The organism is Occallatibacter riparius, assembly GCF_025264625.1.
In the GTDB taxonomy this organism is placed as follows: Bacteria; Acidobacteriota; Terriglobia; order Terriglobales; family Acidobacteriaceae; genus Telmatobacter; species Telmatobacter riparius.
In genome coordinates, this window is sequence record NZ_CP093313.1 from 2,352,102 (window position 1) to 2,364,743 (window position 12,642).

At 56.9% G+C, this 12,642-nt stretch carries 12 protein-coding genes; all 12 read left to right on the forward strand.

The window, feature by feature from the left end; all coding sequences use genetic code 11:
• Positions 1–269: 269 nt before the first annotated feature.
• Entirely contained in the window at positions 270–797 is a 528-nt protein-coding gene (locus MOP44_RS09295) for a UpxY family transcription antiterminator (protein ID WP_260795763.1), read from the forward strand.
• A gap of 152 nt (positions 798–949) precedes the next feature.
• Positions 950–3,196 (forward strand): GumC family protein, encoded by a 2,247-nt coding sequence (locus tag MOP44_RS09300; RefSeq protein WP_260795764.1) that lies wholly within the window; start codon positions 950–952, stop codon positions 3,194–3,196.
• A 19-nt stretch (positions 3,197–3,215) separates the two neighbouring features.
• On the forward strand, positions 3,216–4,076 hold the full coding sequence (locus tag MOP44_RS09305) for a polysaccharide biosynthesis/export family protein (RefSeq protein WP_260795765.1): 861 nt from the start codon (positions 3,216–3,218) through the stop codon (positions 4,074–4,076).
• Between the two features lie 224 nt (positions 4,077–4,300).
• Complete coding sequence (locus MOP44_RS09310) at positions 4,301–5,269, forward strand: NAD-dependent epimerase/dehydratase family protein (RefSeq protein ID WP_260795766.1); 969 nt, start codon at positions 4,301–4,303, stop codon at positions 5,267–5,269.
• A gap of 112 nt (positions 5,270–5,381) precedes the next feature.
• Entirely contained in the window at positions 5,382–6,191 is an 810-nt protein-coding gene (locus tag MOP44_RS09315) for a WecB/TagA/CpsF family glycosyltransferase (protein ID WP_260795767.1), read from the forward strand.
• A gap of 114 nt (positions 6,192–6,305) precedes the next feature.
• The gene (locus tag MOP44_RS09320; protein WP_260795768.1) at positions 6,306–7,352 is read left to right on the forward strand and encodes a Gfo/Idh/MocA family protein; all 1,047 of its coding nucleotides are present in this window, start codon (positions 6,306–6,308) and stop codon (positions 7,350–7,352) included.
• Positions 7,353–7,426: 74 nt separating this feature from the next.
• On the forward strand, positions 7,427–8,323 hold the full coding sequence (locus MOP44_RS09325) for a hypothetical protein (RefSeq protein ID WP_260795769.1): 897 nt from the start codon (positions 7,427–7,429) through the stop codon (positions 8,321–8,323).
• Positions 8,324–8,469: 146 nt separating this feature from the next.
• A complete protein-coding gene (locus tag MOP44_RS09330) occupies positions 8,470–9,231 on the forward strand; it encodes a 6-hydroxymethylpterin diphosphokinase MptE-like protein (RefSeq protein ID WP_260795770.1) in 762 nt (253 codons plus the stop codon).
• Between the two features lie 80 nt (positions 9,232–9,311).
• On the forward strand, positions 9,312–10,355 hold the full coding sequence (locus tag MOP44_RS09335) for a Gfo/Idh/MocA family protein (protein ID WP_260795771.1): 1,044 nt from the start codon (positions 9,312–9,314) through the stop codon (positions 10,353–10,355).
• A 123-nt stretch (positions 10,356–10,478) separates the two neighbouring features.
• Positions 10,479–11,066 carry a D-sedoheptulose-7-phosphate isomerase gene (locus MOP44_RS09340; protein WP_260795772.1) on the forward strand — a complete coding sequence of 196 codons (588 nt, stop codon included), beginning with the start codon at positions 10,479–10,481 and terminating at the stop codon, positions 11,064–11,066.
• Positions 11,067–11,075: 9 nt separating this feature from the next.
• Positions 11,076–11,861, forward strand: coding sequence for a hypothetical protein (locus tag MOP44_RS09345; RefSeq protein WP_260795773.1), 786 nt, complete (start codon positions 11,076–11,078; stop codon positions 11,859–11,861).
• Positions 11,858–12,637: an inositol monophosphatase family protein gene (locus MOP44_RS09350; RefSeq protein ID WP_260795774.1), complete on the forward strand. Its 780-nt coding sequence runs from the start codon at positions 11,858–11,860 to the stop codon at positions 12,635–12,637. Before MOP44_RS09345 ends, MOP44_RS09350 begins: the two co-directional genes overlap by 4 nt.
• Positions 12,638–12,642: the final 5 nt, after the last annotated feature.

The following is a 12,642-nucleotide window of genomic DNA, read 5'->3' on the forward strand; positions in this document are numbered from 1 at the left end:
TTCTCAGCTCTATTATTTGTCTATTATCATGTCTGGTTCAGGCCCGGTCGATAGTTAACTAACGCGAGGAAGGTGTGCTCCTGCTAGCGAAGGCGGTGATGCCTTGCTAAGGCACCGGGGCGAAGCCCTGCTTGACCGCGGAACAGGGTGCTTGGGTATTGCGGGGCAACTGTAAGAAACCAAATAATTTCAGGCTTTGACCTTGAAAGGGGCCGACTCTGACAATGATGGGGGAATCACAGTTATCCGCAGCGCCCGCTGGAGCGCCGATGCGATGCGAGCACGGAGGTGACGCGATCGACGAACGAGCCTGGTACGCGGTGTTTACGATGCCGCGGAGTGAGTGCTCAGTGGCGAGGCACCTAGATGCTTGCCAGGTGGAAACCTTCGTTCCGGTTTTCGAAGAGCTCCATGTGTGGAAGAATCGACAGAAGAAGAAAATCGCCAAGCCTCTTTTTCCTTCGTATGTGTTTGTTCGTGTGACCAAGGCGGAACGATCCCTTGTGTACCGTGCGCCGGGGATGCTGAGGCTGGTGGGGAATTCCAAAGGGCCTATTTCGGTTTCGACGTCGGAAATGGCCTTTCTCCAGTCCGCGACCTCGATGAACAGGTTGGCGCCCTACAAGGATCTGGTGCTCGGCGAACGAGTTCGAATCAACTCGGGTCCGATGAGCGGCATGGAGGGTATTCTTGTACGAAAGAAGAATGACTTGCGGTTTGTGCTCTCGGTCAGTCTTATTCACCAATATGTCGCCCTTGAGGTCAACGCAGAGGAGATTGAGCGGGTTGGTCGATAAGCAGGATGTAATTAGAGTGAAGTTAAATCGTGATTGCGCGCGCCTTCAGGACGGTCCCGCAATGCATACTTGAGGCATTCTTCTCACTTCGAAGAGATTAGCTTTAGTGTGGCGTCCAAACAGCGGCAACCCGAGGAAATGAGGAATTCTCAGTGGATATACAGATAGAGAAGGACCCTACCCTACGAGACTTGGTGCGCATCTATCAGCGGCGACGGTCCGTGGTGTACGGAATCATGACCACCATTGGTGTCCTGACTATCATTTATTGCTTGGTGTGTACGCGTCGCTATGAGGCCACGGGGCTGATCCAAGTGCAAAAGCAGGGCATGGACGGCATGGGACTGGAAGATCTCATGGGGGGCGCTTCCGGGGGCGATTCGAGTCCGCTGTCGGCGAACATCGAGATCCAGACGCAGGCCAACATCCTCCAGTCAGACACTCTGGCGCTGAGGACCATCGAGCAGTTGGGCCTGGAGCAGAATCAGGATTTCCGTCCACACTGGAATCCACTTGGTTGGGCGTTCGAACTGGTATCGCCCAAGGGAGTGGGGGACCCGTCCGGAGTCAAGCTGGAAGATGCTCCAGTGCGGCGATCAAAAGCGCTGAAGGTTTTCTCCAAGAACTTGAAGGTCAAGCCGGTCACCGGTACCCGAATAATTGAGATTGACTATCTAAACCCCGATCCAAAAGTTGCGGCGGCGGTAATTAATACATTGACCCGCAACCTTTCGGACTATGCATATGAGACCCGCTTTCAGGCGACCAACAAGGCTTCGCAGTGGCTGGGTGATCAACTCGGTGATCTGCGCAAAGATAGCGAAGACCTTCAAGCGAAAGTCGTCAACCTTCAAAGGGAGTCAGGCGTTTATAGCCTGGGTACGACAGATTCCACCGGGCGCGAGCAGGCTTATTCCGGGGTGCTGGACCGGTTGCAGCAGGCCACCACGGCGCTGACTACCGCGACCCAGAATCGGATTTTGAAGGGGGCGATTTCGAAGGCGGCGGAGACTGGAGACGCCGAAATGCTCTCCGGTCTTGCAGGTAACGCTCTACCCGGCGCCTCCGCCGGAGCGGCCACCGCCCTGAGCCTGGTACAGAGTCTGCGCCAACAGCAGGCAGCGGAGCAGGCGACGCTGAAAGAAGCCGAGGTAAAATACGGCCCGGCATATCCGAAATTGTCAGAAATGCGTGGCAATCTTGCTGGAATTCAGCATTCGATTGACCAAGAAATAGGGCGTATCAGGGGCCGCGCTGCAAGCGATTTCCAGATAGCTACGGCGACCGAAGCGAGCGCGCGCAAGGCCTACGAAAATGCCAAGCGCGAGGCCGATATCCTCAATAACAAGGCCATCGAGTATGTCATCGTCCGCCAAGAGGCGGAGCAGAGCCGTGGTCTCTACGAGGATTTGCTGAAGCGACTGAAAGAGGCCGGTGTTTTGGAGGGGCTGAAGTCATCGAATATCACCTTGATCGATCCGGGTCGCGCGCCGGCGAAGCCTAAAACACCGAACGTGCCGCTCTATATGATGACTGCCCTGGTGGGCGGCTGGGTCTTGGGATGCTGCGGAGCCTTTCTGGTCGATAACCTGGACAACAAGGTCATTTCAGTAGACGACCTGGAGGACTTGTTCAAGCTGTCGCCGCTCGGCGTTCTGCCGAAGATGGAACTGCCGGTCAGCCAGACGGATCCCAGTAAGAGAATCTTGGCGCTGGCTGATCCGGGTTCCAACTACGTCGAGGCGCTGCGGTCTATCAAGACGGCGCTGCTCTTATCGCAAACCGAAGCTCCACCGAAGACCATTCTGGTAACAAGCAGCATCGCCGGCGAGGGCAAGTCATTCTGCTCACTGAACCTGGCCATTATTCTAGCCCAGGGCGGACGGCGGACGCTGATCATCGATACAGACCTTCGCCGGGGAACCTTGCGGCAAAGGCTGGGGATTTCTCACAGGCCTGGCCTCAGCGATTTGCTTGCTGGACAACAAGCGACTCCACCTATCTTGGCCGTTCCGGGAATCGATAATCTTCATGTTCTGTTAGCGGGTGCCACACCGCCTAACCCAACCGACCTTCTAGAGTCGGAATCCATGAAGAACTGGCTGCACAAGTTTCGCCATGAATATGACTTCGTAGTCCTCGACAGTGCCCCGGTGTTGCCTGTCACTGATTCGGTGGCGCTGAACACTTTGACAGATTCGACTTTGTTGATTGTGCGTTCCCGAGTTTCGGAGCGTCCGCAGGCGCAGCGGAGTTATCAGCTGCTGCGCAGAGACGGCCAGCATTACGTGGGACTCATTCTAAATGGCATGGACGTGAGCGACAGTTCTTACTATGGCTATCATGGTTATCGCAGGCATGGATACCGCTATTCTGAGGAGGATAACCGTGTTGACTAGATTTAGATGTATTTGCTCCGTGTTAGCTACTTTGCTCGTAATGGGGGGGGCAGCATCCGCTCAGAAGGAAAGCCTGCTTATTGGTCCGGGCGACATGTTGCATGTGGTGGTTTTCGATACACCTGAACTGGAGCAGCACGCACGGGTAACAGATGCGGGTGATTTTAACCTGGTAATGGGTGGTCCCGTTCATGTGGCGGATCTCACTCCGGCGGAGGCGGCGCGCAAGGTGGAGGAGACTCTGAAGGGCGCGCAGCTCCTGAATCATCCGCGGGTAGCAATCATCGTAGAAGAATATGCCACAGCGAAGGTGTCGGTTCTTGGGGAAGTGAAAGCGCCCGGCGCGTACGCGATAAACACTCCGCGGACGGTGCTGGACGTCCTGACGCTGGCGGGAGGACTGGTTCCGACAGCCGACCGCAAGGTGATGATCGAGCGCAGAGGCACCAAGGAGAGGGTTCCATATTACGTTTCCAACAATGCTGACGCCGCTCTCGATACGGCTGTAATGGTCAATCCAGGGGATTCAATCATAGTTCCCAAAGCAGGAATTGTTTACGTCTTGGGAGACGTGGCCCATCCAGGCGCCTACGTGATGATGAATAACGAATCTCAGTTGACCGTCTTGCAACTCATCGCTCGTGCTGGCGGCACCAATATTTCCGCGGTCCCTTCTCACGCCAAGTTGATCCATAAAAAAGATAATTCGTATGTAGAAGAAGCTCTCCCATTGAGCGCGATGCAGAAGGGTAATCGGGCTGATATGGCTCTGCAAACCGACGATATCATTTGGGTTCCGTTTAGCTACTTACGCCATTTTGCCACGAATGCAAATCAAGTTGCCGCTAGCATTGGCGCCGCGGCAATCTATCAGTTCTGAGCAGTGGAGGATCTCGCATAGGTCCGCGCTTCTCACTGAGCGATGTTTCTTGGTGCGAATTTGTCAGTGGGTCAGCAAATGCGCCGGTTCGCACTGCCCTTTGCGGACCGCGTATAAATAAGTGGCAAAACTCGCCACTTCCGCGATTTAGTTCAATTACAACTTAACCTTGCAGGGTGTCGACGTTCGATCAGCAAGGTCGAAATCCAAGAGGAGGGAATAGCTTGAAACAAGCATTGGTTTGCGGCGCTGGCGGCTTTATTGCCAGCCATATGGTGAAACGGTTGAAGCAGGAGGGTTTTTGGGTGCGCGGGGTTGATCTAAAGTACCCTGAGTTTTCTGAGACCCCAGCAGATGATTTTGTGATCGGAGATTTGCGGGACCAGAGTCTCTGTCGCGAGATCGTGGATCGCAAGTACGACGAGGTTTACCAGTTTGCTGCTGACATGGGGGGCGCGGGATATATCTTCACGGGCGAACACGACGCGGACGTGATGAGCAACTCAGCGACCATCAACCTGAATATGGTCGAGGCGTGCCGTAAACGCAACGTGAAGCGGGTGTTCTATTCGTCGTCGGCCTGCATGTACCCGGCGTACAACCAGGAAGACCCCAACAATCCGAACTGCGCGGAGAGCTCGGCTTATCCCGCGGCGCCCGATAGCGAATACGGGTGGGAGAAGCTCTTCAGCGAGCGGCTCTACCTGGCCTATCACCGGAACTACAAGATGGAGAGCCGGGTGGGCCGGTTCCACAACATCTTTGGGCCGGAGGGCACGTGGACAGGCGGCAAGGAAAAGGCTCCGGCCGCGATGTGCCGCAAAGTGGCGCAGGCCAAGGACGGCGACACGATCCAGATCTGGGGTGACGGCAAGCAGACGCGCTCCTTCCTGATCGTGGACGAGTGCATCGAAGGCGTGCTGCGGCTCACCCGATCCGACAAGACCGGACCGTACAATATCGGATCGGAAGAGATGGTTTCCATCAACCAGCTAGTGGAGATGGTGATGGAGATCGCCGGGAAGAAGATACACGTGGAACACATCCCCGGCCCCACGGGCGTGCGTGGCCGCAATTCCGACAACACGCTGATCGCGAAGGAACTGGGCTGGGCGCCGTCGCAGTCATTGCGACAGGGGCTGGAGACCACATATGCGTGGGTCGAGGAGCAGGTTCGCAAGGGCCAGAAGTAGTGTCTGCGCCGCGTGGCGAACACGTTCGACCATGCCAGCCCCCAAGTCCGCTCGACGATCTGTTATGTGAAGTAGGGCAAACTGTCTAACTATTCTTATTTTCGAGGTCACGATGGGAAACGCAACGATTGAAGTCGCAATTGAAAAGCCAGTTCATCCCAAAGCCGAGCTTTTCGGGCTGCCGATCAGCCTGGCGAAGATCGACTATGTTCTCGCGGAGATGGACCGTGCCATCATGGCTGGTGAGACCGGGCACTTTATCTCCGAGACGAATACCGAGTCGATGTATCACGGCAAGCGCATCGAGAGCCACGGCAAGTTCCTTCGCGAGTGTGATTTCTCGCTCTGCGACGGGGTGGGGGTAGTGACCGCGGGACTGATGTGGGGATATCGCGTCCCCAGGGTCAATGGTCCGATCCTGGTGCTGGAGGCCTGTGACAAGGGGCGCCGCAACAACTGGCGCCACTTCTTTTACGGCGGCGGAGAAGGCATAGCGGATGAGATGGCACGCCGCTTGAAGCTCAAGTATCCCGGTCTCAACGTAGTTGGGACATACTGCCCACCGTTCCGTCCTCTGACGCCGGAGGAGGACGAGGAGATCGTGAAGATGATCAACGATGCCAAGCCGGACATCGTCTGGGTGGGACTCGGCCTGCTGAAGCAGGAAAGGTGGATCGCTGCTCATCTGGGCCGTATCAAGACAAGCTGGATGGCGGGTGAAGGCGGTGTATTCGACTATCACTCCGGAAACATCCCGTGGGCGCCGGCGCCATTGCGGGCCCTCGGCCTGGAGTGGCTTTTCCGGCTGATTGTGCAACCGAAGCTGCGCTACAAGCGGTACTGGTGGTCGCTGGTATGGGCAGTTCAGGCGATCCTCGCCGGCCTGTTTACGCTGCAATTCCTTCGTTCCAAGAACAAATAAGGCCGGCTCTGCGGGTCGAATATATCCGGCAGCTAACGAACGAACGTTGGTTCCGGGCAATTCAGAATAGGCGGGGGAGGCCTTGCCTTTGTCAGGAAGTACTGAGGGAGACAAGTGATTCGCACCGTATTGATCGGCTTAGGCAAAATGGGCATTTCCCACCAGGCAATCATCAATGCGCATCCGGACATCGACTTGGTGGCGGTCTGCGACACGTCGGACTATGTGCTGGACATGCTTTCGAAGTACGCGAAGGTGAAAACCTACACGGACTACAAGAAGATGCTGGTGCAGGAGAAGCCGGAGGCCGTGTTCATCGCCACGCCGTCGAAGTTCCACGCGGACATGGTTCGTGATGCGCTGAACGCCGGATGCCACGTGTTCTGCGAGAAGCCATTCTGCCTCGATACGGAGGACGGCTTGCAGTTGGCGGCGCTGGCGGAGCAGAAGCAGCTTGTGAATCAGGTCGGCTATCACTACCGCTTCGTCGCGACATTTCAGGAGGCGAAGCGCCTGCTGGACCTGAAGGTTTTGGGTAAGGTTCACCACATCCGCGCTGAAGCCTATGGGCCAGTGGTACTTAGGCCGAAGGGCGGCACATGGCGGGCACAGAAATCTGAGGGCGGCGGATGCCTGTACGATTACGCCAGCCACGCCATCGATCTCGTCGGGTACCTGTTCGGGAATCCCCAGTCGGTGGGCGGCACGGTCCTGAACCAGCTCTTCTCGCGGGACGTGGAAGATGAAGTCTACAGCACCTTCTACTTCGACAACGGGGCGACGGGACAGCTTTCCGTAAACTGGAGCGACGAGAGCTTCCGAAAGATGTACACCAAGATCACGGCGTGGGGCGAAAACGGCCGCATAGACGTGAACCGGCAGGAGATCCAGATCTACGTTCGTGATGCGACAAAGGCGGGGGATGGGCTAGTGGAAGGGTGGAACATGCGCTACACCACGGACCTGACACAGCCGGTGTGGTATTACCTGCGGGGCGAGGAGTATTCGGGACAGATCGATCATTTTGTGCAGGCGGTGAAGTCGGGCAACCGGCGCACAACCAGCACGTTCCGCAGCGCAGTGGATGTGGATCTTACGATCGACGCAATGGTACGCAACGCGGCGGACAAGAAGAATCTGACCTCGATTGGTGCCCGCTAAGCTTGCCCAGGCGCGATGGGATGCGAGCCGCGGCGATCAGCGGCGCGTTGAATCCGGAAAAGGTGAATTAAAAGATGGCATTAGAACGAGTTCTATTTGGCGACAACCAATTCTTTGGCGTGAATCACATGTCGGAGGAGAAGGCGCGAGCGCAATCGATCCGGTTCAAGGACACGGAGTCGGTCATCGACGTGCTCGAGATTGCGTACGACGAGGGCATCCGCGTGTTTATGTGCACGACGCACGACCGCATCGCTGAGGTATGCGACTACTTCCGCGCAAACCAGGCCCGCTATGCCGACTTCAAGTTTTACCCCTGCATGCCGTATGCGCACAAATACGCAAACGCGGTAACCGAGCTGGGCATGATCGGGGCTCTGAAGAGCTTTCTTCCGGAAGAGGGCAAGATCTCGGCCCTGTTCAAGGGCGGGATGTCGGTGGCGAGGAAAGACCTGGAAGGCATGATGACCTTGTTCATCGACGCCGAAATGAAGATGTTTCAGGGACTGGAGACGCCGGTCATCTTTCTGCAGAACGTGTTTGTCGATCTGATCCTCGGGCTGGGCATGCACGATGTGTTCCGGATGTTTGCCGATCACGTGCGCAGCAAATACAAGGCCGAGCCGGGCTACATCACAATGAACGCCCCGATGCTGCTTGACGTGCTGGAAGGGCTGGGGTTGGAGAACCCCATCATCTGTGCGGACATCAACAAGCTCGGGTTTCGCATGTGCGGCGGCATGAAAAAGTACGAAGAGATGATTGCCACGCGAAAGTTTCAACCGATTGCGATGTCGGTGCTGGCATCGGGTGCCATTCCGGCGCGCGAAGCCATCGAATATGTCTGCTCGCAGCCAAATATCAAGTCGATTGTGTTCGGAGCTTCGAGCCGTGGCAATATTCACCAGACCAAGACGCTGATCGACGAGCTTACGAGATCAGAAACCGAGGAAGCTGTAGGGGCGCGCTAGCCGGTGGCCAAGCTTGGCGGGGCGGTGGCGTCGTTGGCCAATGAGGTCGTGGAGGGAAGAATATTATGAGCAACCGCTTGTTATTTCTGGGGAGATATTATTTTAAGAACGCCCTCCTGATGAGAGGCTACGGGAGAGCGTCCGTAGTGTTTCTGGAACGCACCAGAAAGCGCTGGGAAGAGCTCTACTCGAGCATCAAGGGGCACGACACCTGGCTGGTGGTGGGCAACGGACCATCGCTTCGGCTTGAAGACGTGGAAGCATTCGACGCACTGGGGATTCCATCAATCGCTTCGAACAAGATCAATATGGTATTCAACCGGACCAAGTGGCGTCCGAAGCTTTTCACGCTGGCGGACCCGCTGCTGCTCCACAAGTTGCCGGCCGAGCACTACGACAACATCGAACGGGTCCTACTCCCGCATACGCACGTTCTGATGGCCAAGACGCCTCGAAAGCTGCAGTGGCGGCACCTCCTCAATCCTGAAGGCGAGGAGAAATACCTTGTGCGGCAGGAGAAGCTGGATCCTCTGAACGGATTCTTCGTTGGCGGAACCATTACAGTTCCCAACCTGCAGCTGGCGATGTGGGCGGGCGCCAAGACGATCTACGTGATCGGATGCGATCACTTCTATGCCAACGAGAACAGCAAGACCGGGGCCAAGAAGTCGCCCCACCAGGGCGTTTCGAATCACTTCGATCCCAATTACCGCAAGCCTGGCGAGATTGTGAACGAGGCACCGGTGGACGTGATGAATCGCGGCTACGCGGTAATGCGGCAGATCGCAGACCAGCGCGGCGTGAGGGTGGTCAACATCTCCCGCAAGTCGGCGCTCGACGCTTTCGAGCGCGACACCGTGGAGAATGCGCTCGAGTCGATCAAGCAAGCGCAAGAGCAGACAGTCTAGGCCGAATCGTCAACCATTGGTTCCCAGGTGTTGAATCCTGGCATGGAACCGTTAGATTCGCTGTGAACAGCAGGTGATATATGCGGAAGATTGGAATAGTGGGCTACGGAAAAATGGGCAAGCTGCGTCACGATCGCATCGAGCGATCCGGGCGCGGCAAGGTTGTCGCAGTCTGCGATCCTTACGTGAAACCGGAGGGTTTGCCCGACGACGTGGTGGTCTATGATGACTGGCGCCAGCTGACAAACGATCCGCAGATCGACGCGGTGTTTATTGCCACGGCCAACGTCCATAACAAGCCGGTCGCCATCGCCTGCATGCAGGCTGGTAAGGACGTGTTCTGTGAAAAGCCGCCGGCGCTCACGGGCGACGACATGGCCGACATCATCAAGGTTGAGCAGGCCACCCTCCGCAAGCTGATGTACGGCTTCAATCACCGGTTGCACGGCGCCGTCAAGCACATGCGCGAACTCATCGACAACAATCGATTCGGGCGCGTCCTGTGGATGCGAGGGCGCTACGGCAAGTCGGTGGATGCGAACTTCCTGAATACCTGGAGAGCCAACAAGGAACTGTCCGGCGGTGGCATCATGATCGACCAGGGCATCCACATGCTGGACTTGTTCCTCTATCTCGGCGGATCGTTCGACGAGGTCCAGGCGATGGTTTCCAGCCTTTTTTGGCACCAGCCCGGCATTGAAGACAACGTGTTCGCCAACTTCCGCAATTCCAAGACAGGCCTGGTCGCGTCGCTGCATTCCACCATGACCCAGTGGCGACATCTTTTCTCACTCGAAGTGTTCATGGAGCGCGGCTACATGGTGCTGAATGGATTGAAGACGTCGAGCAACAGCTACGGATCCGAACAGCTATCAATCGCAATGAACCGCTCCAAAGCGCCGGCTGCAACGTGGGAAGACGAAGAACGGCTCACCTACGAAACCGACACTTCGTGGGACAGCGAAATCCGCATGTTCTTTGATGCGGTGGAGAAAGGCGCGCCCATCACCTCGGGGAACTCCGCACAGGCTCTCGCGGTGATGCGCCTGATCGACCGCATCTACGAGAACGAACGCCACGAGTCGGAAGTTCTCTACACCGACCTGAATGTGGTGCGCGTATAGTGCAATGCAGCAGGACGAGGACTGTCAGCACTTGCGTGGAAACATCGGGGGAGCAGGTGCTGCTAAACGAGCCCAGACCGGCCGCATACGGCCTCAAGCACAGAGATTTCTGAGGATTAGATTGTGAGCAACCTTACAGCAAGTGAATTTCTTCCAGCCTACTTCGAGGAATACCGAAGGCTCGCATTTGATTCTGAGATTCATGCCATCATCGAACGCTTTGCCGAACTCGCCGCGGCCGTCCGCGATCGTGGCGGAAAACTGATGTTTGCCGGCAACGGGGCGAGTGCGTCGACATCCGAACATGGCGCGGTGGACTTCACCAAGCAGGGCAAGATCCGTGCGATCACCTTTCACGACCCAAATTTGATTACGTGTTTCGCCAATGACTATGGTTACGACAATTGGATGGCCAAGGCGATTGAGCACCATGCGGGTCCCGAAGACGCTGTAGTACTAATCAGCGTGTCGGGCAACTCCCCATCGGTTGTGAATGCAGCAAAATACGCCAAGTCGATAGGCTTGCCCGTAGTGAGTTTTACGGGGCGCAAGGTGGATAATCCACTCAAGCAGCTGGCCGATATTGATTTCTTCGTGCCCTCAGACGCATACAACGTGGTGGAATGCATCCATTGCATCTGGCTCACTGCCACGATCGACCTGGTGATCGGTAAAGCCGTGTATGAGACGCGGGCGGTAGCTCTGGCGTAGATAGACCACATGCACGAGACGATCCGTCCGAAAGACCTTATTGCATTGCGCCATCACGGCCAAAGCCGGCCAGTGGAAACGTTAGAACTGCCTGCAACCGTGGCCGCAGCATACGATATGGCCGCTGCCACATTGGGATACCTGGGAACGCGAGCCGCCGGATGGAAACTCGGAGCAACGACCACGGCTACGCGGCGTATGTTTGCAACTGAAGAGATCTATTTCGGCGCGCTGGTTGCGGGCGAAATCTGGAATTCAGCTCAGCCCGGTCTGCCGCCCGCGCCGCCATTCTTGCGAGGCGAAGCTGAAATCGCATTTCGCTTGAAGGTTGACATTCGATGCGAGGAAAGTGAAGTAGCATTGCAAGCCTCCGACTCGGGCCTGTTCGACGCCTGGGTTCCAGCCATCGAAGCACCTTATTCCTGTGTGGCAAATCTCGCCGAAGCGGGTCTGCGTGCTCTGCTAATGGATCGCTGTGCGGCGGGCGCTCTGTACCTTGGGCAGCCCCGGCCACGAATCGACGATCCAGCTATCGAAGAGATGCTGGAGATAGAAGCAGATGGGGTGAGCGTTGCGCAAGGCGCGGCGAATACCTCGCTAATCATGTCACCTGTCGAGGCGGCACGCGGCTTTCTCAAGGTGGCGGCGGCGCAAGGCGTCAATGTGCAGCGGGGCCAATGGATTTCGACTGGGGGGATTACGCCGTGTGTAACCCTGCCGTTCGGCAAGCCTCTTCAACTGAATCTAGGCGGGAAACAGGCACTCAAGTTCGTGGTACAGGCGCCAACCTCATGAGCACAGCACTCTCGCAGCTAGCACTCATCGCCGAACGCGCAGCGTCCGTCGCACGCAATGCAACTCCCGCTTCGGTGGAGGAAAAGAACATGCAGGACTTCGTCACCGATATGGACCGGGGGCTGCAGATGGAGATAGCCACCGCTCTTCAGCAGAGTTTCCCGAATGTTGAAGCGCTGGGTGAAGAGGGGATCGACGTGGATGCGCGTTTACCGGAGAAAGCATTTTTGATTGACCCCCTGGACGGCACCGGTAACTGGATTGCGGGTTTACCATTCTCGGCAGTTTCGATCGCATACCTGGAACAAGGCCGTACGGTGATGGCAGTGGTTGCGGCAATTGCGGACACAGATCTTTATACCGCTGAATTTGGCAAGGGCGCTTGGCGCAATGGCAACCGCCTTCAGATGGCAGGACCGCCGCCGGCGCTCATTGCGCTCTCCAGTGGTGTTGTCGATGCGTGCGGGGGCACCGATACGTATCGCGCGCTGCGGCGCTTCGGCAAGCTTCGAAACCTTGGCTCGCAAGCTCTTCAGCTGTGCGCGGTGGCTCAACGCAGTCTGGCGCTCAACGCTTCAGTGGAAGCGCGGTTATGGGACGATGCCGCGGGCCGCTTGATCGCCACTGAAGCCGGCGCGCGATATCGCGCCACCCTGGCAGCGACGGAGACAGGCCGTCCCACCGCCCGCCAACAGAGCCTCTGCGCGCATCCAGACGTTTTTGACGCAGCTTCAACCATTCTCGAACCGGTCTTTGGTTCGATAGAAACTGAATAGGAAGC

Excerpts from the sequence above, each read along its gene's own strand:
- MOP44_RS09295 (WP_260795763.1), top strand. The coding sequence starts at position 270 with ATGCGATGCGAGCACGGAGGTGACGCGATCGACGAACGAGCCTGGTAC.
- MOP44_RS09335 (WP_260795771.1), top strand. The coding sequence starts at position 9,312 with ATGCGGAAGATTGGAATAGTGGGCTACGGAAAAATGGGCAAGCTGCGT.
- MOP44_RS09315 (WP_260795767.1), top strand. The coding sequence starts at position 5,382 with ATGGGAAACGCAACGATTGAAGTCGCAATTGAAAAGCCAGTTCATCCC.
- MOP44_RS09345 (WP_260795773.1), top strand. The coding sequence starts at position 11,076 with ATGCACGAGACGATCCGTCCGAAAGACCTTATTGCATTGCGCCATCAC.
- MOP44_RS09350 (WP_260795774.1), top strand. The coding sequence starts at position 11,858 with ATGAGCACAGCACTCTCGCAGCTAGCACTCATCGCCGAACGCGCAGCG.
- MOP44_RS09325 (WP_260795769.1), top strand. The coding sequence starts at position 7,427 with ATGGCATTAGAACGAGTTCTATTTGGCGACAACCAATTCTTTGGCGTG.